Source organism: Defluviicoccus vanus (assembly GCF_014672695.1).
Taxonomy (GTDB): Bacteria; Pseudomonadota; Alphaproteobacteria; order Rhodospirillales; family Defluviicoccaceae; genus Defluviicoccus; species Defluviicoccus vanus.
Genome location: NZ_CP053923.1, coordinates 3,645,873 through 3,671,030 on the forward strand (window position 1 = coordinate 3,645,873; position 25,158 = coordinate 3,671,030).

At 62.8% G+C, this 25,158-nt stretch carries 22 protein-coding genes and 2 pseudogenes; all 24 read left to right on the plus strand.

Going from position 1 to position 25,158, the window contains the following annotated elements; all coding sequences use genetic code 11:
• The first annotated feature begins 4 nt into the window (after positions 1–4).
• Positions 5–1,486 (plus strand): NADH-quinone oxidoreductase subunit NuoN, encoded by a 1,482-nt coding sequence (gene nuoN / locus HQ394_RS16580; RefSeq protein ID WP_223291665.1) that lies wholly within the window; start codon positions 5–7, stop codon positions 1,484–1,486.
• Positions 1,483–2,274, plus strand: a complete 792-nt coding sequence (locus tag HQ394_RS16585) for a biotin--[acetyl-CoA-carboxylase] ligase (protein ID WP_190261142.1) — start codon at positions 1,483–1,485, stop codon at positions 2,272–2,274. The genes nuoN and HQ394_RS16585 overlap by 4 nt, the downstream gene beginning before the upstream one ends.
• 17 nt (positions 2,275–2,291) lie before the next feature.
• Positions 2,292–3,068, plus strand: coding sequence for a type III pantothenate kinase (locus HQ394_RS16590; RefSeq protein ID WP_190261143.1), 777 nt, complete (start codon positions 2,292–2,294; stop codon positions 3,066–3,068).
• Positions 3,069–3,175: 107 nt separating this feature from the next.
• Entirely contained in the window at positions 3,176–4,732 is a 1,557-nt protein-coding gene (locus HQ394_RS16595; protein WP_456151639.1) for a ribonuclease J, read from the plus strand.
• 15 nt (positions 4,733–4,747) lie between these two features.
• Positions 4,748–5,173, plus strand: a complete 426-nt coding sequence (gene mce / locus HQ394_RS16600) for a methylmalonyl-CoA epimerase (protein WP_190261145.1) — start codon at positions 4,748–4,750, stop codon at positions 5,171–5,173.
• Between the two features lie 26 nt (positions 5,174–5,199).
• Positions 5,200–5,439, plus strand: a complete 240-nt coding sequence (locus HQ394_RS16605; RefSeq protein ID WP_190261146.1) for a DUF1467 family protein — start codon at positions 5,200–5,202, stop codon at positions 5,437–5,439.
• Positions 5,440–6,018 (plus strand): DNA-3-methyladenine glycosylase I, encoded by a 579-nt coding sequence (locus HQ394_RS16610; protein ID WP_190261147.1) that lies wholly within the window; start codon positions 5,440–5,442, stop codon positions 6,016–6,018. It begins immediately after the preceding gene.
• Positions 6,019–6,412: 394 nt separating this feature from the next.
• A complete protein-coding gene (proS, locus tag HQ394_RS16615) occupies positions 6,413–7,726 on the plus strand; it encodes a proline--tRNA ligase (protein WP_190261148.1) in 1,314 nt (437 codons plus the stop codon).
• A gap of 43 nt (positions 7,727–7,769) precedes the next feature.
• On the plus strand, positions 7,770–8,984 hold the full coding sequence (locus HQ394_RS16620; RefSeq protein ID WP_456151640.1) for a lipoprotein-releasing ABC transporter permease subunit: 1,215 nt from the start codon (positions 7,770–7,772) through the stop codon (positions 8,982–8,984).
• A gap of 15 nt (positions 8,985–8,999) precedes the next feature.
• Positions 9,000–9,659 (plus strand): ABC transporter ATP-binding protein, encoded by a 660-nt coding sequence (locus HQ394_RS16625; protein WP_223291666.1) that lies wholly within the window; start codon positions 9,000–9,002, stop codon positions 9,657–9,659.
• A 32-nt stretch (positions 9,660–9,691) separates the two neighbouring features.
• Positions 9,692–13,183: a DNA polymerase III subunit alpha gene (dnaE, locus tag HQ394_RS16630; RefSeq protein ID WP_190261150.1), complete on the plus strand. Its 3,492-nt coding sequence runs from the start codon at positions 9,692–9,694 to the stop codon at positions 13,181–13,183.
• 190 nt (positions 13,184–13,373) lie between these two features.
• On the plus strand, positions 13,374–14,213 hold the full coding sequence (gene rpsB / locus HQ394_RS16635; RefSeq protein ID WP_190261151.1) for a 30S ribosomal protein S2: 840 nt from the start codon (positions 13,374–13,376) through the stop codon (positions 14,211–14,213).
• Between the two features lie 156 nt (positions 14,214–14,369).
• Positions 14,370–15,296, plus strand: a complete 927-nt coding sequence (tsf, locus tag HQ394_RS16640) for a translation elongation factor Ts (RefSeq protein WP_190261152.1) — start codon at positions 14,370–14,372, stop codon at positions 15,294–15,296.
• Positions 15,297–15,449: 153 nt separating this feature from the next.
• Positions 15,450–16,109 (plus strand): UMP kinase, encoded by a 660-nt coding sequence (pyrH, locus tag HQ394_RS16645; protein WP_190261153.1) that lies wholly within the window; start codon positions 15,450–15,452, stop codon positions 16,107–16,109.
• A gap of 60 nt (positions 16,110–16,169) precedes the next feature.
• Positions 16,170–16,691, plus strand: a complete 522-nt coding sequence (frr, locus tag HQ394_RS16650) for a ribosome recycling factor (protein ID WP_190263366.1) — start codon at positions 16,170–16,172, stop codon at positions 16,689–16,691.
• 4 nt (positions 16,692–16,695) lie between these two features.
• Positions 16,696–17,430 carry an isoprenyl transferase gene (locus HQ394_RS16655; RefSeq protein WP_190261154.1) on the plus strand — a complete coding sequence of 245 codons (735 nt, stop codon included), beginning with the start codon at positions 16,696–16,698 and terminating at the stop codon, positions 17,428–17,430.
• Positions 17,375–18,232 (plus strand): phosphatidate cytidylyltransferase, encoded by an 858-nt coding sequence (locus HQ394_RS16660; RefSeq protein ID WP_190261155.1) that lies wholly within the window; start codon positions 17,375–17,377, stop codon positions 18,230–18,232. The genes HQ394_RS16655 and HQ394_RS16660 overlap by 56 nt, the downstream gene beginning before the upstream one ends.
• A gap of 21 nt (positions 18,233–18,253) precedes the next feature.
• Positions 18,254–19,438 (plus strand): 1-deoxy-D-xylulose-5-phosphate reductoisomerase, encoded by a 1,185-nt coding sequence (locus tag HQ394_RS16665; RefSeq protein WP_190263367.1) that lies wholly within the window; start codon positions 18,254–18,256, stop codon positions 19,436–19,438.
• Positions 19,439–19,475: 37 nt separating this feature from the next.
• Positions 19,476–20,590 (plus strand): annotated as a pseudogene (gene rseP / locus HQ394_RS16670) (RIP metalloprotease RseP).
• Positions 20,591–20,711: 121 nt separating this feature from the next.
• Positions 20,712–22,904, plus strand: coding sequence for an outer membrane protein assembly factor BamA (gene bamA / locus HQ394_RS16675; protein WP_317628959.1), 2,193 nt, complete (start codon positions 20,712–20,714; stop codon positions 22,902–22,904).
• Positions 22,905–23,465 (plus strand): OmpH family outer membrane protein, encoded by a 561-nt coding sequence (locus HQ394_RS16680; protein WP_223291667.1) that lies wholly within the window; start codon positions 22,905–22,907, stop codon positions 23,463–23,465.
• 423 nt (positions 23,466–23,888) lie between these two features.
• The gene (gene fabZ, locus HQ394_RS16685; RefSeq protein ID WP_190261157.1) at positions 23,889–24,365 is read left to right on the plus strand and encodes a 3-hydroxyacyl-ACP dehydratase FabZ; all 477 of its coding nucleotides are present in this window, start codon (positions 23,889–23,891) and stop codon (positions 24,363–24,365) included.
• Positions 24,366–24,458: 93 nt separating this feature from the next.
• Positions 24,459–24,665 carry a recombination protein O N-terminal domain-containing protein gene (locus HQ394_RS16690; protein WP_190261158.1) on the plus strand — a complete coding sequence of 69 codons (207 nt, stop codon included), beginning with the start codon at positions 24,459–24,461 and terminating at the stop codon, positions 24,663–24,665.
• Positions 24,666–24,726: 61 nt separating this feature from the next.
• A pseudogene (locus tag HQ394_RS16700) lies at positions 24,727–25,041 on the plus strand (DNA repair protein RecO C-terminal domain-containing protein); the annotation flags it as partial.
• Between the last annotated feature and the right edge of the window lie 117 nt (positions 25,042–25,158).

Consider the following 25,158-nt stretch of genomic DNA (forward strand, 5'->3'; position numbering starts at 1 on the left):
TTTCATGCCTATCGCCGCAATGCCTAACCTTATTCCGGCGATGCCCGAGATCTTTCTGGCGTTGGCGGCGATGGGGTTGCTGCTGCTGGGGGCCTTTCAACCGAACACCGAAGGGGCGATGGCGATCCGCAACAGCCGTCTGTCGCAACGGCTGGGCGTGGTGACGCTGCTCCTCACCTTGCTTTTGGTGGCGACAATCGCCGCCAAGGCCAAGGGTGAGACGTTCTCCGGCCTGTTCGTCGTTGATGGCTTTGCGCTGTTCTTCAAGATCGGCATCCTTGCCGCGGCAGCGTTGTCGCTGGTGTTGGCCCAGGACTACCTGGAAAAGGAGCGGATCGCCCGCTTCGAGTTCCCGGTGCTGATCCTGCTCTCGACGCTCGGCATGCTGATGATGGTCTCGGCGAATGACCTGATGTCGCTCTATGTCGGCCTTGAGCTGCAGAGCCTGGCGCTGTACGTGGTCGCCTCCTTTCACCGCACTGACGTGCGCTCTACCGAAGCGGGCTTGAAGTATTTCGTTCTCGGCGCCTTGGCTTCGGGCATGCTGTTGTACGGCAGTTCGCTCGTTTATGGCTTCGCCGGAACCACCGGCTTTGGCGGCATTGCGGCGGCGTTTAGCACTGCGGCAGAGACGATGCCGCCAACCGGTATCCTCGTCGGTCTAGTGTTTGTGGTCGCCGGTCTCGCCTTTAAGATCTCCGCCGTGCCCTTCCATATGTGGACGCCGGACGTCTACGAGGGGGCGCCGACACCGGTGACGGCATTTTTCTCGGTGGCACCGAAGCTGGCAGCATTCGGCCTCCTGGTCCGGGTGATGTTTGGTCCCTTTGGCAGCCTGGTCGCGCAGTGGCAGCAGATCATCGTCTTTATCTCTCTGGCGTCGATGATCCTCGGTGCCTTCGCAGCAATCGGTCAGACCAACATCAAGCGGCTGATGGCCTACAGTTCCATCGGCCATGTGGGTTACGCGCTGATCGGCGTTGCCGTCGGCACCAAGGACGGCGTCATTGGCGTCCTGATCTACCTGAGCATCTACATCGTGATGAGCATCGGCACCTTCGCCTGCATCATCTCGATGCGTCGCCAGGGTCAGGCGGTCAGTGGCATTGCTGATCTGGCCGGCTTGTCGAAGACGAACCCGGTGATAGCGCTGGCGCTGGCGATCTTCATGTTCTCCATGGCTGGCATTCCACCACTGGCCGGCTTTTTCGGTAAGCTCTATATCTTCCGCTCCGCCGTGGAAGGGGGCCTGTTTCTTCTGGCCATTGTCGGCGTGGTGAGCAGCGCGGTTGCCGCCTTCTATTATCTTCGCATCATCAAGCTGATGTACTTCGATCAGGCTGAGGAGCCGTTGGATCGCGCCATGGCGCGTGAAGTCGGCTGGGTGACCGCGATAACGGCGCTGGCCATCGCACTCTTCTTCATCTTTCCGCAGCCGCTGCTTTCATCCGCGGGAAGGGCAGCAACGTCGCTGTTTGGCGGATGAGTGCGGCTGCAAAGCCGCCATCGCTCCTCCCGCTGCCCTTTGGTTATCGTCATCTCGCGCTCGGCGTAATCGGTTCCACCAACGACGAGGCACAGCGTTTCGCTGTACAGGGTGAGCCGGCGGGGCTGATCGTCAGCGCCAGCGAACAGACGCAAGGCCGGGGTCGGCAACGACGATCCTGGCTATCGCCGGCGGGCGGCCTCTACTGCTCATTCCTGCTGCGTCCACCCTGCGAACTACGGCAGGCGCCGGAAGTTGGCTTCGTCACCGCGGTTGCCGTCGCCGATGCCGTCATTGCTCTGCTGGGCACCGACGAGCGTGTTGGCTGCAAGTGGCCGAACGACATTCTGGTGGGCGGCCGCAAAGTGGCGGGAATCCTGGTGGAGTCGGCGGCGCTGGCCAACAACACCCTGGACTGGGTGGTCGCCGGTATCGGCATCAACCTGGGTGAACGACCGGCCGCGGACATGGTGATGTATCCGGCCACTTGCCTCGCTGACGAAGGGGCGACGGCGGTCACACCGGAGGTGGCGCTTGCCGTGCTTGCCGCCGCCATGGCCGTATGGCTGGATCGCTGGCAGACGGTGGGATTCGCGCCCGTTCGGCAGGCTTGGCTGCGCCGGGCACATCGCCAGGGCGAGCGTCTGGTGGTCCGCGGCGGTGCGGCGGATTTGGAGGGCGAGTTCATCGACCTCGATGCCAGCGGCGCGCTGGTGCTGCAGACGCAGCAGGGCCGTCGCGTGGTCACCGCCGGTGACTGCTTTCCAGAAAACCTCCCCCATGACTGACCGAAGGCATTCCGCCCATGTTGCTTGCTATTGATACGGGCAACACCAACACCGTTTTTGCCGTCTTCGACGATGAGGGACACATCCGCGGTGAATGGCGGGCATCGAGCGATGTCAACCGCACCGCCGACGAATCCGGCATCTGGTTGTCACAACTGCTCAGTCTGGCCGGGTTGGAGCGATCGTCCATTACGGCGGCGATCATTGCCTCGGTTGTTCCGGCCACCGTGTTCAGCTCGCGCGCCCTGTGCCGGCGGTATTTCAATTGCCAGCCGCTGGTGGTGGGCACCGCCGAAGTGGATATCGGCATCAAGGTGCTGCTCGATCGCCCTGAAGAGATTGGCGCCGACCGGCTGGTCAATGCGGTTGCTGCCTATCACGAGTACGGCGGGCCGAAGATCGTCGTCGACTTCGGGACCGCGACCACCTTCGACGTGATCGATGCGGAGGGGAGCTATTTGGGTGGCACGATTGCCCCGGGGATCAATCTGTCGCTAGCGGCGTTGCATCGGACGGCGGCGCAATTGCCGCGGGTGGCGGTTGGGAGGCCGGAGCGGGTGATCGGCAAGACGACCGTGCAGGCGATGCGTTCGGGGATTTTCTGGGGTTATGTTGGCTTGATCGAAGGAATGGTGGAACGGATCCGTGACGAACTGGGGGCCCAGGCTGGGGTTATCGCCACTGGCGGTCTGGCGCCGCTGTTTACCGAGTGCTGCCCGGTCCTCGAACATGTCGATCTCCATCTCACACTCAAAGGGTTGCTGGAGGTCTATCGCCGCAACGTCCACCGGTAGCTTGCATGGCCGCTGAACTTCTCTTCGTTGCGCTGGGTGGTGCCAACGAGATCGGGATGAATCTCAACCTCTATGGTTATGGTGAGCCTGACGAACACCGCTGGCTGATGATCGACCTAGGCGTATCCTTCGGCGGCTCGTTACCGGGCGTCGATGTGTTCATGCCCGACCCGAGCTTTATCGCGGCACAGCGGGAACGGCTGGATGGGTTGTTGCTCACCCATGCCCACGAGGATCATCTGGGTGCGGTGCCCTACCTTTGGCCGCGGCTGCGCTGCCCGATCTGGGGCTCCGAGTTTACCCTGACGATGCTGCAACGGAAGCTGGAGGGGCTGCCGTGGGCGCGCGAGGTCCCGCTGCATCGCATCCCCGACAGCGGCCGCCTTCGCATCGGTGCCTTCGATCTGGAGATGATCGACGTCACCCATTCGATTCCCGAGGCGAGTGCCGTGGCGGTGCGCTCACCCGTCGGCACGGTGCTGCATACCGGCGACTGGAAGTTTGACCCCAACCCGGTGGTAGGCCCGGTCTCGGATGAGGCGAAACTGCGGCGGGTTGGCGACGGTGGGGCGTTGGCGATTGTCTGTGATTCCACCAACGTCTTCGANGCGGGGAGGTCGGGTTCCGAAGGCGACCTTCTGCCCGACCTGTCGCGGCTGATCGGGAGTTGCCGCGAGCGCGTCGTCGTCGCCTGCTTTGCCACCAACATTGCCCGCTTGCAGACAATCGCTACTGCTGCGCGGGAAAACGGTCGCGATGTGGTGCTGACCGGGCGATCGCTGAAGCGAACCTATGCCGCTGCCCGCGCCTGCGGCTATCTGCAGACTGTGCCGGCTTTTCTTGATGACGAGGACGTGGGCAGCCTGGCACGCAGGCGGACGCTTGTGGTCGCCACTGGTGGACAAGGTGAACCGCGCGCGGCCCTGGCGCGGCTGGCAGCGGAAAAGCATCCGACGCTGAAGCTGGAAGCCGGCGACACGGTGATTTTTTCGGCGCGGGTCATTCCCGGCAACGATCTGGCGGTGGGCCGGCTCCAAAATCAACTGCTGCGGCGTGGGATCGACGTGCTGACGCATCGCGACGGGCTGGTTCACGTCTCCGGTCACCCGGCCCGGGCAGAACTGGAGTGTATGTACGGGTTGGTGCGGCCGCGCATCGCCATCCCGGTGCACGGCGAGCTTCGCCACCTGCGTGAGCACGCCAAGGTCGCGCGCGCCTGTGGCGTGGACGAGGTGATCGTGGGCGAGAATGGCTCGATCGTTCGGCTCTGGCCCGGCCCGGCCGAGATCGTCGCCACTGCCCCTGCGGGGCGCTTGGTGGTCGAAGGTAATCGTCTTGTCGACCTGGGCAGCAACCTGATCACCCTGCGGACACGCGCATTGTACAACGGCGCGGCCTTGGTGACTGTTGTGGTAAATGGTACCAGGATGCAGGCGGACGACGTGCAAGTATCGTCGATCGGGCTGCTCGACGAAGGCGAGGAAAACCTGCTGCGCATGGTGCAGAATGGCGTCGCTGTTGCCGTGCANGGCGCTACCGAAAAAGCGCGGGACGACGATGAAACGCTGCGCGAAGCAATCCGGCTTGCCGTCCGGCGTTGCTTTCGCCAAATATTCGACAAACGGCCAGTGACGCATGTTCACCTGGTCCGCGTCGAGGAATGACAGAGGAGGGAAGTTATGATTGGTCGCTTTAACCACGTTGCGATTGCGGTGCCGGACCTGAATGCGGCAGTCAAGACGTATCAAGACGTGCTCGGGGCGAAAGTCTCCGCGCCGCAGGACGAACCCGCCCATGGTGTAACCGTGGTGTTCGTCGAACTGCCCAACACCAAAGTGGAACTGCTGTATCCGCTGGGCGAAAATTCGCCGATCAAGGGTTTCCTCGACAAGAACCCGGGCGGCGGCATTCACCACATCTGTTACGAAGTGGACGACATCCTTGTTGCCCGCGACCGTCTGAAGGCGAGTGGTGCCCGCGTTCTCGGCAGCGGCGACCCGAAAATCGGCGCGCACGGTAACCCGGTCCTGTTCCTGCATCCGAAGGACTTCTACGGTACGCTAGTGGAACTGGAGCAAGCCAAGGCACCAGCGGCGGCCGAGTAGTTGCTCGCCGGAGGTCTGTGGATCGTATGAACTGGTTTAGCGGCTTCGTTACCTTTGTGCTCATCTGGTGGCTGGTTTTGTTCATGGTACTCCCCTGGGGTATCAGAACGATTGGTCACGACGATGTCTTGCGCGGACACGACGCCGGTGCGCCACAGCAATCCAGGATCGGCCTGAAGCTGGCGGTAACCTCGGTGGTTACCGCCGTCCTTTGGGTCGCTGTCTATTTTATCATCGACAGCGGCGTGATCTCGTTGCGACCCTAGATGTCGAGTTACTGCGACAGTGCCGCCAACGATCCGCTGCATCGTGATTATCACGATCACGAATACGGCTTTCCAATCGCCGATGACGCGGCACTTTTCGAGCGGTTGACGCTGGAGATTTTCCAGGCGGGCCTGACTTGGCGGCTCATTCTGCAGCGCCGGCCGGCGCTGCAGCTGGCCTTTGCCGGCTTTGATCCGGCCAAGGTCGCCGCCTTCGATCGGGCGGTGGTGGAGGTGTTGCTCGCCGACCGGACGATCATCCGTAACCGCCGCAAGATCGAGGCGACGATCCACAACGCTGCGGTGATCCGCGACTTACGCCTGCAGGCAGGAGGTTTCGACGCTTGGTTGCGCCGGCATCATCCCCGGTCAGAGGCGGAGTGGGTTCGGCTGTTCAAGGCGACGTTCCGGTTCATGGGACCGGAAATCGTGCGGGAATTTCTGCTGAGTCTTGGGTTTCTGCCCGGGGCGCACCGCGAGGATTGTCCGGTACAGGTGCGAATACGTGCCCTCAATCCACCGTGGCTTGCTCATTGCCCTGAAGCAATGCCGGTTGCAACACTACCCGAGGGGTCATAACAGCAGCGGCCACCGAAGGTGGCCGCCGACTCCGCTCCATAGCCATTTCTAGTCCCAACGATCGCATCAAGAGAAAAACCCGATCACTGACACGCGAATGACGATTGTTCTTGGAACGCCCTACGTTGTTTCCCCAAAACCCAGGCCGACTGTAACGGGATGCTTTATTGTCCTTGCCCGTAGAAAAAAATACAACAGTTACCGCTGCGCGTCATCATTTTTTGCAACATTGCGCGGGAATGCCGACAACAGGTGCACGTGCACCGGCAGGCCGCGGATGATCACCAACGGCTGCGGTTGTGGTTCTGCGCGGCTTGACCTAATGTCCAGACCCCGCGGCTGCGCATGTGCGCAGCCGCTGATCCTCAACCCACCCTCGGACCAGCGACAAAACATGCTGTTATCACGGTACTTTCTGCCGACGCTGAAGGAAACGCCGGCCGAGGCGCAGATCGTCTCACATCGGCTGATGCTGCGTGCCGGCATGATCCGCCAGTCCAGCGCCGGCATCTACTCCTGGCTGCCGCTTGGCCTGCGCGTGCTGCGGAAGATCGAACGGATTGTCCGCGAGGAACAAGATGCCTTCGGCTGCGTCGAAATGCTGATGCCGACGCTGCAGCCGGCAGAGATCTGGCAGGAGAGCGGCCGCTACGACGCCTACGGTCCGGAGATGCTGCGGATCATCGACCGGCACGAGCGCGGGCTGCTCTATGGGCCAACCAACGAGGAAATGATCACCGAAATCTTCCGCTCGACGGTGCGCAGCTATCGGCATTTGCCGAAGCTGCTCTACCATATCCAGTGGAAGTTCCGCGACGAGATCCGGCCGCGGTTCGGGGTGATGCGCGGCCGCGAGTTCCTGATGAAAGATGCGTATTCCTTCGATCTCGATCGCGCTGGCGCCATCCGCTCCTACAACAAGATGTTCGTGTGTTACCTGCGCACCTTTGAGCGGTTGGGCCTGAAGGCGATCCCGATGCGCGCCGATACCGGACCAATCGGCGGCGATCTCAGTCACGAGTTCGTCATCCTTGCCGATACCGGTGAGAGCGAAATTGCCTACCATCGCGACTTTCTGCATATGTCGCTGGCTGGCCAACCGGTTGACCTGGAAGGCGATTTGCAGCCGCTCGTCGATGCCTTTACCGGCAAGTATGCGGCCACAGACGAGCAGCGCGACCCGGCGGTGGAAGCGGCGCTGGGCGAAGCACTTGTCACCGGTCGCGGCATCGAAGTCGGCCACATCTTCTCCTTCGGCACCAAATACTCGCGGCCGATGAACGCCGTGGTCGTCGGGCCCGGCGGTGATAGTGTCTGCGTCGAAATGGGCTCCTACGGAATCGGCGTTTCCCGCTTGGTGGGGGCGATCATTGAAGCGTCGCATGACGAGGCGGGGATCATCTGGCCGGAAAGCGTCGCCCCCTTCGTCGTCGGCATCCTCAGCCTGAAGCCGGACGACGCGGCGTGCGCGGCGATCGGCCAGCGCATGTACGAGCAACTGGTCGCGCAGGGCATCGATGTGGTTTATGACGACCGCGATGAGCGGGCCGGCGTTAAGTTTTCCGAGATGGACCTGATCGGCGTGCCGCATCAACTGATCATCGGTCCCCGCGGGGCGAAATCCGGGCAGGTCGAACTCAAGGACCGGCGGACCGGGGAGCGACAGGAACTGGCCGTCGAAGCCGCGCTCGCGAGACTGCTCAAGTAGGGACGTTCAACCTTTGTTTTCCCGCTTCGAATGGCAGGTGGCGATGCGCTACCTGCGCCCACGGCGCAATGAGGGGTTCATCTCGCTGATTGCGCTGTTCTCGTTTCTGGGCATCGCCCTTGGCGTCGCCACCCTGATCATTGTCATGTCGGTGATGAACGGCTTTCGCGAGGAGCTGCTGAGCCGGATCCTTGGTCTCAACGGCCACGTCAACGTTCAGGGACCGGTGACCGGGTTGACCGACTACGACGCGTTGCTGGCGAAAATCCGCACCCTGCCGGGCGTCGTGTCGGCAGAGCCGATGATCGACAACCAGGTGATGGTGACCTCGAAGGGGGTCGCGCGCGGCGCTGTCGTACGCGGCGTCCGCCCGGAGGACATGCGCGCCCGTGCGATCATCGCCAACAACATCAAGACGGGCAGTCTTGACGCCTTCCAGGGTAACGATGCGGTGATGATCGGCGACCGGCTGGCCGAGCGCCTCGGGCTCGGCGTCGGCGACCGGATCACCGTGATCTCACCCACCGGCAACGTCACCGCCTTCGGCACTGTGCCGCGCGTCCGCGCCTATCGCATCGTCGCCACCTTCGATGTGGGGATGTTTGAATACGACTCCGGTTTCGTCTTCATGCCGCTGGAGGCGGCGCAGACCTACTTCAACATGCCCAATGCGGTTACCACGATCGAGGTCTTCGCCACCAGCGCCGACGCGGCGCCGCGGGTCGCCCGCGAGTTGTGGCACGTGGTCGACGAGGGAGCACACGTCCTCGACTGGCAGCGACTGAACGCGGGTTTCTTCAATGCCATTCAGGTGGAACGGAACGTCATGTTCCTGATCCTGACGCTGATCATTGTCGTCGCCGCCTTCAACATCATCTCCAGCCTGATCATGCTGGTGAAGGAAAAGGTGCGGGCAATCGCCATCCTCCGGACCATGGGCGCGACCCGCGGCTCGATCATGCGCATTTTCTTTATCGCCGGGTCGAGCGTCGGCGTCGCCGGCACCTTGCTCGGCTTTCTCGGCGGTTTGGCTTTCGCCCATAACATCGAGGCGATCCGCCAATGGATCCAATCGCTGACCGGCACCCAGCTGTTTGCCGCAGAAATCTATTTTCTCTCGCAGTTGCCGGCGATCGTCGATCCGGGCGAAGTGCTGGTGGTTACCCTGATGGCCCTCGTGCTCTCATTGCTGGCGACGATCTATCCGTCGTGGCGTGCGGCGCGGATCGAGCCAGCGGACGCACTGCGCTATGAGTGAACCGCTGTTCCGNNTTTGAGCGGCGTCGTCCGCCGTTTCGCCCAGGGGCGGACGGTGCTGGAGGTGCTGCGCGGGGTGGACATCAGCATCGAGGCGGGCGAGATGGTCGCCCTCGTCGGTCCGTCCGGTGCGGGCAAATCCACCTTGCTGCACATCGCCGGGTTGCTCGAACGTCCCGATGCCGGTGAGGTGGTGCTCGATGGCGCGCCCTGCAGCCGCCTCGACGATGGTCGACGCACCGCTATCCGTCGGTTGCAGATGGGCTTCGTCTACCAGTACCATCACCTGCTTCCGGAGTTCTCGGCGCTGGAAAACGTCATCCTGCCGCAGTTGATCGCCGCACGCGGCAGCAACGCGGCGCGGCAGCGCAGCCGCGCGTTGCTGGAACAACTCGGCCTGGGTGGCCGGCTGCAGCATCGGCCGGGGCAACTCTCCGGCGGCGAGCAGCAGCGGGTGGCGATCGCCCGCGCCCTGGCCAACAAACCCCGCCTCCTGTTGGCGGATGAACCCACTGGCAACCTCGATCCGCAGACGGCNGGGGAGGTGTTCGATATGCTGCTGACGCTGGCGCGTGAGGCGGGACTGGCGGCGGTGATTGCCACCCACAATCCGCAGCTGGCGGCGCGGATGGACCGAACGGTCGAATTGCGCGACGGCCAGCTCCTGCCGGTCTGAGCAGCGTTACCCCCGCGGAGGCTTTGCCGCCCATGACGTCGACGGCGACCTTTATTCACCTTCGCCTCCACAGCGCCTACTCGTTGTCCGAAGGGGCGATCCGGATCAAGGAACTGCCGAAGCTCTGCCGGGCACGGGCGATGCCGGCGGTGGCGATCACCGACACCAACAATCTGTTCGGTGCGCTGGAGTTTTCGGCGACGTTGAGCGGTGGCGGCATTCAGCCGATCATCGGCTGCCAGCTCAGCCTGCGGCCGGCCGCGCCGGCAACGCAACCCGTGGCCTCGCTGCCGCGCGGCGAGAGCGCCACCAGCAGCGTCGTCCTCCTGGTGCAGAACCGCGACGGTTACGCCAATCTGCTGCGCTTGCTGGAGATCGCCTACACCGAGCCGGAGAGTTCGGAAGGACCGCAGGTTACGCTGGCGGCGCTGCTCGCGCACAGCGCCGGGATGATCCTGCTCACCGGCGGGACGAGCGGACCGGTGGGGCGCCTGCTACTGGACGGCAAGCGCGAGCAGGCGGCGGCGTTGCTTGCCGAGCTGGCCGCGGCTTTTCCCGATCGCCTGTATCTCGAGCTGATGCGCCATGGCCTCGCCGACGAAGAGACGATCGAGAACGCGCTGCTCGAACTGGCGCAGGCGCAGGCGCTGCCGATCGTTGCCACCAACGACGTGCATTTCGCCACCCCCGACCTTTATGAAGCGCACGACGCGCTGCTGTGCATCGCCCAAGGCACGGTTCTGACCAATCCGGAGCGTCGCCGGCTCAGCCCGGAGCATTACCTGAAGTCGCCGGCGGCCATGGCCGAGCTGTTTGCCGACCTGCCGGACGCTGTCGGCAATACGGTGCGGATCGCCCGCCGCTGCACCTTCTTCCTCGATCAGGTCAAGCCGATGCTGCCGCATTTCGACTGCGGCCCCGGCCGGCAGGAAGAGGACGTACTGCGCCAGCAGGCGGCAGCCGGCCTCGAAGATCGGCTCGTGCATCATGTGCTGCCGCCCGGGCTCGACGAAGCGCAACGGGCGGCTGCCGCAAAGCCCTATCACGAGCGGCTCACCTTTGAGCTCGACGTGATTTGCAAGATGGGGTTCGCCGGCTACTTCCTTGTGGTTGCCGAGTTCATCCAATGGGCGAAGCAGCACGAGATTCCGGTGGGACCGGGACGTGGGTCCGGTGCCGGCTCGGTGGTGGCCTGGGCGCTGACGATCACCGACCTCGATCCGATCCGCTTCGGTCTGCTGTTTGAGCGCTTCCTCAACCCCGAGCGCGTCTCGATGCCGGACTTCGACATCGACTTCTGCCAGGACCGCCGCGACGAAGTCATCGACCACGTCCAGAAAAAGTACGGCGTCGATCGTGTCGCCCAGATCATCACCTTCGGCAAGCTGCAGGCGCGAGCCGTCCTGCGTGACGTGGGTCGGGTGCTCGGCATGCCTTATGGCCAGGTGGACCGGATCTGCAAGCTGGTTCCCAACAACCCGGCGCATCCGGTAACGCTGGAAGAGGCGATCAAGGGCGAGCCGCAACTGCAGGCGATGATCGCCGCCGACGAAACGGTGGCGCGCCTGGTGGGCATCGCCAAACCGCTCGAGGGACTGTACCGGCATGCATCCACCCATGCCGCCGGCATCGTCATCGCCAACCGGCCACTGGTCGAACTCGTACCCCTCTATCGCGATCCGCGCTCGCCGATGATGGTCACCGGCTTCAACATGAAATGGGTGGAGGGAGCCGGGCTGGTGAAGTTCGACTTCCTCGGCCTGAAGACGTTGACGGTGTTGGCCAAGGCGGTGGAACTGCTGCAACGCCGACGCGGCATCGCCATCGATTTCTCCCGCATGCCGCTCGACGATGCCGGCACCTACGAGCTTCTCGGCCGTGGCGATACCGTCGGCGTGTTCCAGCTGGAAAGTGCCGGCATGCGCGACGTGCTGCGCAAGCTGAAGCCCGACAAGCTCGAAGACATCATCGCCGTGGTCGCACTCTACCGGCCGGGGCCGATGGACAACATCCCGAGCTACATCCGCCGCAAGCACGGCGACGAGAAACCCGACTATCTGCATCCGGATCTGGAAGGCATCCTGCGCGAGACCTACGGCATCATGATCTACCAGGAACAGGTGATGCAGATCGCCCAGGTGCTGAGCGGCTACACCCTTGGCGGCGCCGACCTGCTGCGTCGCGCCATGGGCAAGAAGATCAAGGAGGAAATGGACAAGCAGCGGGAAAGCTTTGTCACCGGAGCCACCTCCCGCGGTGTTGGCGGATCCAGGGCCAGCCATATCTTCGACCTGGTGGCCAAATTTGCCGGCTACGGCTTCAACAAATCGCACGCCGCCGCGTATGCGCTGATCGCCTATCAGACGGCCTACATGAAGGCCAACTATCCCTATGAGTTCTTTGCCGCGTCGATGACCCTCGATCTTGGCAACAGCGATAAACTCAACGGCTACCGGCAGGAACTCGATCGGCTGCAGATCCCGCTGCTGCCACCCGACATCAACGCTTCCGACGAAACGTTCACTGTCGAATACCGGGAGGCGAGCGTCGCCGAGCCACTGGGGGTGCGTTATGGTCTCGCGGCGGTGAAGACGGTGGGGATGGGGGCGGTCACTGCCCTGGTGACGGAACGCCGCGCCAGGGGGCCGTTTCGCTCGCTCGACGACTTCTCGCTGCGGCTCGACGCCAAGCAGCTCAACAAGCGCCAGCTGGAAAATCTCGCCCGTGCCGGTGCGTTCGATCGCATCAACCGCAACCGCCGCCAGGTTGTCGACAGTGCCGAGGTGATCCTGCGCCGGGCGGGTGCGAGTGTGGCCGAACGGGAAAGCAATCAGATGGGTCTGTTTGCTGGCGCCGCCGCCGAAGGGCCACCGCCGATGCAATTGGCGGCGATGGAGGACTGGTCGCCACTGGAGCGATTGAAGGAGGAGCTGGACGCCATCGGCTTTTACCTCTCGGCGCATCCGCTGGACGCCTACGCCGCCAAGCTGCAGAAGCTGGGCGTCACCGGCAGCGCTGAGCTGCAGCGGCATCCCCAGGCGGGTGCGTACACCCTCGCCGGAACTGTGCTCGCCCGGCGGGAGCGGTCCTCGGCCAAGGGCAACCGTTACGCCTTCGTCCAGCTCTCCGATCCAACCGGACTGTTTGAAATCACCGTGTTCTCGGATTTGTTGGCGAGTCGCAGGGAGCTGACCGAGCCCGGCCGGGCGGTGCTGATCCGCGCCCAGGTACAGGTGGAAGGCGAGTCTATACGCTGTACGGCTCAGGAACTGGAACCCATCGAGCGCGCGGTGGCGCAGTTGGGCAGTGAGGTGCATATCCACATCGAGCATGCCGACGCGGTAATGAAGGTGCGTGATCTCCTCCTCAAGCGTCCGGCGGGACGAGACACCATCCGGCTCACCGCCTGTCTGGAGGATGGGCTGGAGGTGGTCATGCGGCTGCCGCTGCGTGTGGCGCTGGGGCCGGACGATCTCGGCCGGCTGGCCGCCATCGCCGGTGTGCAGACGGTCAACAGCGTCTAGCCGCCGCTGCCGGCGGCCGGATGCGGTCCGATGCGACCGCAATCCTTGCAAGATCCGATTGCAGCAGTATTTAACGCCACATATCACACGCGGTCTGCGCCCGTGGGAGCAATTCCATGCGGGCGATCCGGTCTCAAGCCAGGGCTTGAGCGACGCCGCGGAGGTCCAACCGGAACAGGACGTTCAGCCTATGACCATGCCAACGTTTACGATGCGCCAGCTGCTGGAATCTGGCGTGCATTTCGGCCACAGCACCCGGCGCTGGAACCCGAAGATGGGGCCGTACCTTTTCGGCGTGCGCAATGGAATTCACGTCATCGACCTGGAGCAGACGGTGCCGATGTTGCACCGGTCGCTGATCGCGGTGCGCGACGTGGTCGCCGCCGGCGGGCGCGTGCTGTTTGTCGGCACCAAGCGTCAGGCCAGCGAGATCGTTGCCGATGCGGCAAAGCGCTGCGGCCAATACTATGTCAACCACCGCTGGCTGGGCGGCATGCTCACCAACTGGCGGACCATTTCCAATTCGATCAAGCGGCTGCGGGAACTGGACAGCCGGTTGGCGGAACAGAACCTGGGACTGACGAAGAAGGAAACGCTGCAGCTCACCCGCGAACGCGACAAGCTTGAGCGCGCACTGGGCGGCATTAAGGAAATGGGCGGTCTGCCCGATATCCTCTTCGTCATCGACACCAACAAGGAATCGATCGCTGTTGCCGAGGCCAACAAGCTGGGAGTGCCGGTGGTTGCCGTCCTCGACTCCAACAGCGATCCGATGGGCATCGATTTTCCCATTCCCGGTAACGACGACGCGCTGCGCGCGATAACTCTCTATTGCGAACTGGCGGTGGAAGCGGTGCTTGACGGCATTCAGCAGGAGATGGTCGCCTCCGGCGTCGATCTTGGTGCGCAGGCACGGCCGGTCGAATTGTTGCCCGTGGACGATGATGAGGCCGATATCGATGACGGTGGGAGCGAGCCTGCGGCATCGCAGCCGGCCGCCGAAACCGAAGCGGTCGCGACAGAGCACTGATCCTTTGCCGACGCCTGGCCGCCGGCCGGCTGCGGCGTCGCGCCTTTTCCGACGCGCGGGTGTGGGCGGATCGCCGCACCCATCCGCCGTCGCCGCCGCTGACACGAGCGGCGCTGGAATTCACTCGAAGATCGAGACGCACGGGAGAGCCCGCTTATGACGGAGATTTCGGCCGGACAGGTCAAGGCGCTACGGGAGAAGACCGGCGCCGGGATGATGGATTGCAAACGAGCGCTGGGCGAGACCGCCGGTGACATGGAGGCCGCGGTCGACTGGCTGCGCAAGAAGGGGCTGTCGGCAGCGGCGAAGAAAGCCGGCCGGGTTGCCGCGGACGGGCTGATCGGCATGGCCGTCGATGGCATGCGGGCCGCTGTGGTCGAGGTCAACGCCGAGACCGACTTCGTCGCCCGCAACGATGCCTTCAAGGCGTTCGTTACCACCGTGGCCGGCTTGGCCCTTGATGTGGAGGGCAATATCGACGCCCTCGCAGCGCTGCCGTATCCGGGGACGGACCGTTCGGTTGCCGAGCAGCTCACCCATCTGATCGCGACCATCGGCGAGAACATGGCACTGCGTCGGGCAGCGTTCGTCCGTGTCGATCAGGGGCTGGTCGCAACGTACATGCACAGCGCGTCCGCTGAAGGACTGGGGCGGATCGGCGTGCTGATCGGCATCGAGACGACCGCCGATCCGACGGTGGTGGCCGACCTCGGCAGGAAACTGGCGATGCATGTTGCGGCGGCGGTGCCGACAGCAGTGTCGCGCGCCGAAGTGGATCCGAAGTCGGTCGAGCGGGAGCGCGACATCCTCATTGAGCAGGCGCGCATTTCCGGTAAGCCGGAGGCGATCATCGAAAAGATGGTCGAGGGGCGTCTTGGCAAGTTCTACGAAGAAGTGTGTCTTCTTGAGCAGGTCTATGTCGTCGATGGCGAGAGCAAGGTGAAGAAGGTAATCGACGCCGCGGCAAAGGAAGCCGGCGTGCCGATCACCGTCAGCCGTTTTGTTCGTTTTGCCCTCGGCGAAGGCATCCAGAAAAAACAGGAAGATTTTGCCGCCGCCGTCGCCGGTGTCGGCGGCGCCTGATTCACAAACCTGGCAGCAGGACGGTTCAAGGCACGTTCTGCTGTCTTCCCGCTGCATGCTCCCAAGCGCAAACCAGTGAAGAGCGTGGTGCACGATGACTGAGCCACTGCATTACCGCCGCGTGCTNNGCTCAAGCTGTCCGGCGAAGCGTTGATGGGGCCGCAGGGGTTCGGCTGGCATCAACCGACGCTCGCCATGTTCGCCGAGGACATCCGTGCCGTGCATGCGACGGGGGTACAGGTCTGCATCGTCGTTGGCGGCGGCAATATCTTCCGCGGCTTGACCAACGTGCAGGCGGGCTATGACCGCGCCAATGCCGATCACATGGGCATGCTCGCCACAATTATGAACGGCATGGCGCTGCAGAATGCGCTCGAACAGGTGAACCTGGAGGCGCGGGTGCAGTCGGCGATCCCGATGCCGACGGTGTGCGAGCCCTTCATCCGCCGCCGGGCGATTCGGCATCTGGACAAGGGGCGGGTGGTCATTCTCGCCGGCGGAACGGGAAATCCGTTCTTTACCACCGATACGGCGGCAGCCTTGCGTGCGGTGGAGACGGGGTGTGATGCCCTGTTCAAGGGCACGCAGGTCGATGGTGTCTATTCTGCCGATCCGAAGCAGGATCCGACGGCGAAGCGCTTCGATTCGCTTTCCTATCAGCAGGTCCTGAGCGAAGATTTGCGGGTTATGGATGCTGCCGCGATCGCGCTTGCCCGCGACAACCAATTGCCGGTGATTGTTTTTGCGATGAGTGCACCGGGAGCGTTTCCGGCTGTGGTGCGNGGGGCCGGAACGTTTACTATCGTTAAGTAAGGAGAAGTCAGCGTGGACAGCGCCGAAATAGAAGCCCTCAGAAAGGAAGCGCCGCGCAAGATGATGGGCGCGGTCGAAGTTCTGCAAAAGGAACTGGCCGGCTTGCGTACCGGGCGGGCGTCGATCAGCCTGCTTGAACCCATTGTCGTTCAGGCCTACGGCGCCGAGATGCCTTTGCCCCAGGTGGCGACGCTGAATGCGCCGGAGCCACGGATGCTCACCGTCCAGGTTTGGGACCGCAGCATGGTCAAGGCGGTGGAGAAGGCGATCCAGGAGTCAGGGCTGGGGTTGAACCCGGTGACCGAGGGGCAGGTGCTGCGCATTCCCATTCCGTCGCTGACGCAGGAACGACGGCAGGAGCTGACGAAAGTTGCCGCGCGCTATGCGGAAGAAGCGCGTGTCGCCGTGCGTAATGTTCGCCGTCATGCGATGGACGAACTCAAACGCGCGGAAAAGGAGAGCGTCATTTCGCAAGATGCGCACCGCGATCTCTCCCGACAAATACAGGACGCGACCGACAGCCATATCAAGAAAGTCGACGACGTTCTCGCCAAGAAAGAAGGCGAAATATTACAGGTCTAGTATAATGGAAGCCCAGCCGCTACAGCGGGCGTCCCCGCCGCCTCCNGTTCACGTCGCCATCATCATGGACGGCAACGGACGATGGGCGAAAGCGCGAGGGCTTCCNCGAACCGCCGGCCATAAACGTGGTGCCGAAGCTGTCAAGCGTGCGGTCGAGAGTGCCGGCAAGCTAGGCATCCGCTACCTGACGCTCTTCAGCTTCTCGTCGGAGAATTGGCGGCGGCCGCTTGCCGAGGTTACCGACCTGATGACCTTGCTGCGGTACTATCTGCGGAACGAGGTCCACTTTCTGCACGAGCATGGCATCCGCTTTCGCTCGATCGGGGATCGAGCCCGGCTTGATGCCGATATCGTGGCACAGATCGAGCGCACCGAAAGTGCCACCGCGGCGCACGACCGCCTGACCCTGACCATCGCGCTCAACTATGGCGCGCGCGCGGAGCTGACGACGGCGGCGCGGCGCATTGCCTGCGAGGCGGCCGCCGGCCGGATCGATCCGCAACAGATCGACGAGGCGCAGTTCGCCGCGCATCTGTATACCGCTGATATTCCGGATCCAGATCTGCTGATCCGTACCAGCGGCGAAAAGCGCATCAGCAATTTTCTGCTTTGGCAACTGGCCTATGCGGAATTGATCTTTGTCGATACTCTCTGGCCAGATTTCTCGAACCAGGATCTGCAAGATGCGGTGGGCGAATTCCATCGTCGGGAGCGACGCTACGGTGCGACCGGTGGCTAGCCTGTTATCGCTTCAGGCGCCGCTTGGTCGCCGCATCGGTTCGGCGCTGGTGATGGGACCGCCGGCGCTCGCCTGCGCCTACATTGGTGGCTTGCCCTTCGCGATCCTGATCGGGGCGATTCTACTTATTCTGGTTTGGGAATGGTCGCGGCTGTGTGGCGCCGCACTGCCCGCATGGGGCGGACTGGCGCTATTGGCCAGCCTGCTCATCGCCCTTGTGCTGGCGGTGCAGGGCAACTTTGCCGTCGCCGGCGTCATCCTGGCCATCGGCGCTGTCGTCGCATTGCTCAGTTCCGCTGGCAACGCTTGGCTTGCTGCCGGAGCGATCTACCTTGGCGTCCCCGGTCTCGCGTTGCTCTGGTTGCGCCAGGACCCAGAGTGGGGCCGGCTGGCGATCCTGTGGCTCCTTGCGGTGGTTTGGGCTTCGGATATCGGCGCCTACGCTGCCGGCTCGACTCTCGGCGGCCCTCGCCTGGCACCGCGGATCAGCCCGAACAAGACCTGGTCGGGACTGTGCGGCGGCGTCGGCTGCGCCGCCCTGGTGGGCGCTGTCGTCGCAGCTTTAAGCGGAAGCGGTGCGGCGCTGCAACTCGCGGCGGTGAGCGCCGGCATCGGCTTTGTCGCCCAGATGGGCGATCTGGCGGAATCCTGGTTGAAACGGCGCTTCGGCGTCAAGGACGTCAGCGGACTTATCCCTGGCCATGGCGGCATGCTCGACCGGGTGGACGGGCTTCTCGTCGCAGCGATGGCAACGGCGTTGATCGCTGTCTTAGGCAACGGCAAGATATGGATATGGCTTTGACCGCACCTGCGAAATCGGATNCTGTCCGCGCGACGTTCCATCTCCATCCTGGGCTCGACCGGCTCGGTGGGAACCAACACCGTCAGCCTTATCGAGGATCATCCCGACTCCTTCTCGGTTACCGCTCTGACGGCCAATCGTAATGCGGTGCTGCTGGCGGAGCAGGCGCGCCGCCTTCGTCCGCAGCTTGCCGTGGTGGCGGACCCCGCCGCCTATGCCGAATTGAAAACCTTGCTGGCGGGCACGGGAATTGAGGTGGCTGCCGGCGAGGAGGCGGTGGTCGAAGCGGCCCGCCTGGACTCCGATTGGCTGATGGCAGCGATCGTTGGCGCCGCCGGCCTGAAGCCGACCCTGGCGGCGGTGGAGCGTGGCGCGATCATCGGACTCGCCAACAAGGAGTGTCTTGTCTGTGCCGGCGCCTTGATGATGGCGGAGATCGAGCGCTGCGGTTCGCGGCTACTCCCGGTTGATTCCGAGCACAGCGCCATTTTCCAGGTCTTTGATTTCGATAACGCCGACAAAGTCGATCGNATCATCCTGACCGCGTCCGGCGGGCCTTTCCGCTGTTTCAGTCGCGATCAGATGGCGGCGGTGACCCCGGCACAGGCAGTGGCACATCCCAACTGGGACATGGGCGCGAAGATCTCTGTCGATTCTGCGACGATGATGAACAAGGGCCTCGAATTGATCGAGGCCTTTCATCTCTTTCCGGTCACCGCGGAGCAGATCGAGATCGTTGTGCATCCGCAATCGGTGATTCATAGCCTGGTTGCCTACGTCGATGGCTCGGTACTGGCGCAGTTGGGACTGCCCGACATGCGGACACCGATCGCCTATGCCCTCGGCTGGCCGCACCGCCTTGCCGTCCCCTCGATCCGGTTGCGCCTGACTGAAATCAGCCAGTTGACCTTCGAGAGCCCGGATCCGGAGCGCTTTCCCGCTTTGCGACTGGCCAGAGCCGCGTTGCAGAGCGGCGGCTCGGCGCCGATCGTCCTGAACGCCGCCAACGAAATTGCCGTCGACGCATTCCTCAATGGCATCATCGGCTTTCTTGATATTCTGGCGGTGGTAGAAGAGACGCTGAACCGCATGCCAGGGCGGGCGGTCCAGTCGCTGGACGATGTCTCGGCGATCGATCGCGAAGCGCGACGTGCGGCGGCGCAATTGATTGCCTATCCGCGAACCGTGAACAGCTGCTATGCGTAAACCGATCAGGCACCACTAGAGGGTCCGATTCTTGTCGATGTTCGATTGGGTCATCCCGTTTCTTGTCGTTCTGTCCGTCCTCGTCTTCGTCCACGAGCTTGGCCACTACTTGGTGGCGCGGCGGTGCGGCGTGCGGGTGGAGACCTTTTCGATCGGCTTCGGTCGCGAAATTGCTGGCTGGACCGATCGCGCGGGAACGCGGTGGAAGATCAGCCTTGTGCCACTCGGCGGTTACGTAAAGATGTTCGGCGAGATGGACTTCGCCGAGGCCGACGAACGGCCGAACCTGACCGAGGCGGAACGGAGCGAATCCTTTCATTATAAGTCGTTGGGCAAAAAGGCGGCGATCGTTGCCGCAGGTCCGGCGGCGAATTTTCTGTTTGCGCTCGTTGCCCTGCTGGGGCTGTTTCTCGCCGTGGGTGAACCGGCGCCGCTCGCGGTTGTCGGCGGCGTTCAGGAGGAGAGTGCGGCCGCGGCAGCAGGGATTCGCCCGGGCGATCGGATTACCGCGATCGAGCAGCAGCCGGTCGAGTGGTTTGAGGATATCCGCCGTCTCGTTGCAGATCGTCCGGACGAGGCGCTGCAGTTCGAGATCGTCCGCGACGGCAGCACGCTGATGCTGACGGCGACGCCGAAGCGGCAAATGACTACCGGTAGCGATGGGCAGGAGCGGGCGATCGGTCTGGTCGGCATCCGGCCCGATCTGAAAGCCGTCGGCTATCGCGCCTTGGGCCCGCTGCAGGCCGTTGGTGCCGCCTTCGATCGAACCTTAGGGCTGACGACGCAGATCCTGTCGAGCCTCGGCGAAATCATTACCGGTTCGCGCAGCGCCAGCGAACTGGGTGGGCCGCTCAGGATCGCCCAGCTATCGGGACAGATGGCCGAGGACGGACTGATCAACCTTATTTTTTCATGGCGGCGTTATCGGTCAATCTCGGACTGATCAACCTTCTGCCGGTGCCGATGCTGGATGGCGGCCATCTGCTGTTCTATGGCTTCGAAGCCGTTCGCGGCAAACCGATGAGCCCGCGTGTCCTTGAATATTGCTTCCGCATCGGACTTGCGTTCGTTCTTCTGTTGATGGTGTTCGCGACCTGGAACGATATCGTCAATATGAAGATAGTCGACTTTGTAAAACAACTCGTAAGCTAGAATCGCTTTCGGGAGGGGAGTTTTGCTCGCAATGCTCTTGCCGCGCCGGGTCGTGCGGGCATGGCTCGTCTTGGGTCTTTGCCTTAGTCTCCCAACCCTTGAGTGCGCGACCGCGCAGGAGGTGGTTCGTGACATTGTCGTCGAGGGCGCACAGCGCACCGAGACCAGTACAATCCAGTCCTACCTGCTGATCCAGCCGGGCGATCCCTTTGACGATGCGCGCATTGATCGCTCGTTGAAGAGCCTGTTTGCCACCGGCCTTTTTGCCGACGTGTCGATCAGCCGCAACGGCGACCAGTTGGTGGTGAAGGTAGTGGAAAACCCGATCATCAACCGCGTCGCCTTCGAGGGCAACGAACGGATCGACGACAAGACGCTCGAAGCCGAAGTGGCCTTGCGGCCGCGCACGATTTACACCCGCGCCAAGGTTCAAAGCGACGTCACCCGTATTCTGACTCTCTATCGGCGGAGTGGCCGCTTTGCCGCCACCGTCGAACCAAAGGTCATTGAACTGCCGCAGAACCGCGTCGATGTGGTGTTTGAAATCCAGGAAGGTGACGTCACCACCGTTGAGAGCATCAAGTTTATCGGCAACAAGGAATTCGACGATTCGGAGTTGCGGACGGTTATCCGCACCAAGGAATCGGCGTGGTGGCGTTTCTTCTCCACCGACGACACCTATGATCCGGATCGGCTGTCACTCGATCGTGAACTGCTCCGACGCTTCTATCTGCGCGGCGGCTACGCCGATTTTCGTGTCGTCTCCAGCGTGGCCGAACTGTCGCCCGATCGCGAGGGCTTCTACCTCGTTTTCACCATCGAAGAAGGCGAGCGATATAAGGTCGGCAAGGTGGACGTGCACACGACGCTGAAGGGACTCGACCCGACGCAACTCAAGGATGTGCTCAAGCTGGCGCCGGGGGATTGGTATGATGCGGACAAGGTAGAGAAAAGCATCGATGCCTTGTCGGATGCGGTGGGAACGCTCGGCTACGCATTTGTCGACGTTCGTCCGAAGCTCGAACGCAATCGCGAGGCCCATACCATCGATCTTGCCTTCGACATCAACGAAGGGCCGCGCGTCTTTATCGAGCGTATCGACATCTCCGGCAACACGCGGACGCAGGACCGCGTCATTCGCCGCGAGTTCCGTCTGGTGGAAGGGGACGCGTTCGATGCGGCGAAACTGCGCCGGTCGCGTCAGCGCATCCAGGACCTCGACTTTTTCGAGAAGGTCAACGTCGAGCAGGTGCCGGGCAATGCCCCCGACCGGGCGGTGATCAAGGTTGGCGTGGAGGAGAAGTCTACCGGCTCCTTATCCGTCGGCGCCGGCTTCTCCACCGGCACCGGCATCCTCGGTGACGTCAGCGTCCGCGAGCGCAACTTTCTTGGCCGGGGACAGGACGTCGTCTTGAGCGCGCTGCTCGGCCAGCGCCGCAAACAGGCGGAACTGTCATTTACCGAGCCGTATTTTCTCGACCGCGAAGTGTCTGCGGGATTTGACGGCTTCTATATCGAGACTGATCGGCAAAGCGAAAGCTCCTTCGACGTACGCACCTACGGCGGTGACTTGCGCATCGGCTATCCATGGAGTGAGGCTTTCACCGAGTCGTGGAAGTACACGCTGAAGAGCTCCGAGATGTTTAACGTTCCCAGCAGTGCTTCCATTTTTGTTCAGGAGGCGCAAGGCACCGAAACATACTCGGAAATTTCCCATATCGCCGCCTATGACAAGCGGGACAGTAAAATTGACCCCACATCCGGCTATCTCGCCAAACTGGTAACGGACGTAGCTGGCCTTGGTGGCTCAGTTGCCTATATGCGCAATCGCATCGAAACCGACTATTACTATCCAGTTGCTGAAAACTGGGTGCTGTCACTCTCGGGGAATGGCGGCATCATTAATGGCCTTGGCGAGGATGTGAAGCTACTTGACCGCTTCTTTATTGGCGGCAACGAGGTGCGTGGCTTCAAGATTGACGGCATTGGTCCGCGCGACAGATCGACAAACGATGCCCTTGGTGGCGAATACTTCTACGCCGGATCGGTGCAACTGGCATTCCCGCTTGGTTTCCCCGAAGAGTTCCGGATTAAAGGTCGCGTCTTCAACGACGTGGGCAGTTCCTGGAAACTGCAGGAGAACGATCCGAACCATCTGATCGAAGACTCCTCCAGTCTGCGAGCTTCGGCCGGATTCGGTATGACTTGGGTATCGCCCTTTGGCCCGCTCGGGGTCGATATCGGCTATGCCTACCTCAAGGAGAACTATGATCGCACCGAGCTGTTTCGGCTTAACTTCGGTACGAGGTTCTAGATGGCTTGGCTATCCGTCGGCATGACTTCGCGCCTTGCCGCGGTTTTCCTTGCAAGCTCGCTGTTTCTGCCGATCGCCGCTGCCGCTGCCGACCTGAAGATAGCCATTCTGGATGTTGAGCGTGTCCGACGGACCGCCTCGGCAGTGAAGGCGATCCATTCGCAACTGGGCCAGCAAGTCGATGCCTACCGCGCCGCGACGCAGAAGGAGGAGCAGGATATCCGCAGCGCCCAGGAGGAATTGGCGAGCAAGCGGACGGTCCTGTCGCCGGAAGCCTATGCGGAGGAACGACGGAAGCTTGAGGAGCAATTGGTTGGTGCCCAGGGCCGGGTGCAGGAGCGTCGGCAGGCTCTCGAACGCGTGAATGCCGAAGCGATGCAGCAGGTCCAGGGCGTACTGGAATCTATCGTCGCCGAAATCGCCAGCGACCAGCACCTGACACTGATCCTGCGCAAGGATCAGGTCGTGTTTCTCTCGCCGGATCTAGAAATTACCGATCAGGTCCTGCAGCGCCTGGACCGAGCGTTACCGACGGTCCGCGTCAGCGACCCGGGCCGTTAGCCTGCACGACCGACGCGTGTGGCGAACGCTATCGCGGGTTTGGCAATATCCGATCGGTGTCGTCTATGCGGCGAGGCTCCTGCCGATTTTCGGCACTGCGACTGAGGAAGGGATGCGGCGATCGCCGATGACAGCGATATCGCCCCCATAATCGTTTACATCATGGGATGGTGTGGTAAAGACTTGTGCGCCGGCGCAGGCGCTTCTTGACCCCGGTTGCATAGTATTACCGATCATCTTCGGTTGCTCGCTCGTCAGGACGACCGGAGGATGTCCCGGCCGGCTGGCCGTCAGGAGATAACAAACTTCGAAAGTGGTGGGGCCGCGCCGTCGACGGCGGTGAGAGGAAGTCGACATCAGGCGTTGCATTACCCACACCGCAGGAACGGACCGAGAAGAATGGATCATGAGGGGCAACAGAGGATGGGTGAAGGGCCCGCGGCCGTGCTGGGTGAAACGTTCGAGATCGATCGCATAAAGGATATGATTCCGCATCGCTTCCCCATGCTGATGATCGACAAGATCGTCGATCTGGTGCGGGATGAGCATGCGACCGGGATCAAGAACGTCACCGTCAATGAGCCTCACTTTCAGGGGCACTTTCCCGCCGAGCCGGTGATGCCGGGTGTGCTGATCATCGAGGCCATGGCGCAGACCGCGGCGGTGCTTGTGGTCGCGACACTGGGGCCCGAGCGGGAAGGAAGTCTCGTTTACTTCATGTCGATCGATGCGGCGCGCTTTCGCAAGCCGGTGGTGCCGGGCGATACGGTGCTCATTCATGTTCGCAAGCAGCGCAAGCGAGGCAACGTCTGGAAGTTCGAGGCCAAGGCAATGGTCAATCATACCCTGGTCGCCGAAGCCATCTTTGCGGCGATGATTCGCGACGTGCCGGCGGCCTAGGCCAGCACAGCGGCGCCGGCGGGCACGATCGGCGCCGACACTGCCGCCGGGAGCAGGGCGAAGGCGCCGCCTGGGTGCGCAAGGAAGGCGCAAGTGTTCTGGACGAACAATGCCATCGTCCTCTCGGCACGCCCCTTCGGTGAAGGCAAGGCTATCGTTTCGCTGTTCGCTGCGGAACACGGCTGCTATCGCGGTGTCGTGCCGGGGGCAACAGCCGGACGCGGCGCTATCTACTGCAGCCGGGAACGCTGGTGGTCGCCACATGGCGCGCTCGCGTCGCCGAACAGTTGGGCGTCTTGACGCTGGAACTCTTCCGCGGCCTTGATGCGAAGGTCATCCACGACCGGCTGCGACTGGCGGCGCTGGTTGCCGCTGCAGCCTGCTTGACGCGAGCCTGCCCGAGCGGGAGCCTAATGCCGATCTCTATCGTCACAGCCTGACCTTGCTGGATGGGCTAACGGCGGCTGAAGGTTTTCTGGACGCCTATGCCGAGTGGGAACGCCGGCTTGTCGCGGCGCTGGGCTTCGGGCTGGCGCCACTGGCGCCGCCGGTTGCGCAAATGCGCCAGACGCTGCTCGCCCTTGAGGAACATGTGTTCGCAGACCGCCCTGGGGTGCCGCCGGCACGCCACCGGCTGGCCAATCTGATCGATACCGACCGATCCTGGGCTCGTTGACGGAAGCGCCAGCATCGCCAATCTCGTCAATGGTTGCCGCCTCGTGGCCGATGCAACGGTACGGGCGTGGCACACCGGTCCTGCAAATATGGGACGGGCCCCGAAACGACAGAGTCT

Excerpts from the sequence above, each read along its gene's own strand:
- nuoN (WP_223291665.1), top strand. The coding sequence starts at position 5 with ATGCCTATCGCCGCAATGCCTAACCTTATTCCGGCGATGCCCGAGATC.
- HQ394_RS16585 (WP_190261142.1), top strand. The coding sequence starts at position 1,483 with ATGAGTGCGGCTGCAAAGCCGCCATCGCTCCTCCCGCTGCCCTTTGGT.
- HQ394_RS16590 (WP_190261143.1), top strand. The coding sequence starts at position 2,292 with ATGTTGCTTGCTATTGATACGGGCAACACCAACACCGTTTTTGCCGTC.
- mce (WP_190261145.1), top strand. The coding sequence starts at position 4,748 with ATGATTGGTCGCTTTAACCACGTTGCGATTGCGGTGCCGGACCTGAAT.
- HQ394_RS16605 (WP_190261146.1), top strand. The coding sequence starts at position 5,200 with ATGAACTGGTTTAGCGGCTTCGTTACCTTTGTGCTCATCTGGTGGCTG.
- HQ394_RS16610 (WP_190261147.1), top strand. The coding sequence starts at position 5,440 with ATGTCGAGTTACTGCGACAGTGCCGCCAACGATCCGCTGCATCGTGAT.
- proS (WP_190261148.1), top strand. The coding sequence starts at position 6,413 with ATGCTGTTATCACGGTACTTTCTGCCGACGCTGAAGGAAACGCCGGCC.
- HQ394_RS16620 (WP_456151640.1), top strand. The coding sequence starts at position 7,770 with ATGCGCTACCTGCGCCCACGGCGCAATGAGGGGTTCATCTCGCTGATT.
- dnaE (WP_190261150.1), top strand. The coding sequence starts at position 9,692 with ATGACGTCGACGGCGACCTTTATTCACCTTCGCCTCCACAGCGCCTAC.
- rpsB (WP_190261151.1), top strand. The coding sequence starts at position 13,374 with ATGACCATGCCAACGTTTACGATGCGCCAGCTGCTGGAATCTGGCGTG.
- tsf (WP_190261152.1), top strand. The coding sequence starts at position 14,370 with ATGACGGAGATTTCGGCCGGACAGGTCAAGGCGCTACGGGAGAAGACC.
- frr (WP_190263366.1), top strand. The coding sequence starts at position 16,170 with ATGATGGGCGCGGTCGAAGTTCTGCAAAAGGAACTGGCCGGCTTGCGT.
- HQ394_RS16660 (WP_190261155.1), top strand. The coding sequence starts at position 17,375 with ATGCGGTGGGCGAATTCCATCGTCGGGAGCGACGCTACGGTGCGACCG.
- HQ394_RS16680 (WP_223291667.1), top strand. The coding sequence starts at position 22,905 with ATGGCTTGGCTATCCGTCGGCATGACTTCGCGCCTTGCCGCGGTTTTC.
- fabZ (WP_190261157.1), top strand. The coding sequence starts at position 23,889 with ATGGGTGAAGGGCCCGCGGCCGTGCTGGGTGAAACGTTCGAGATCGAT.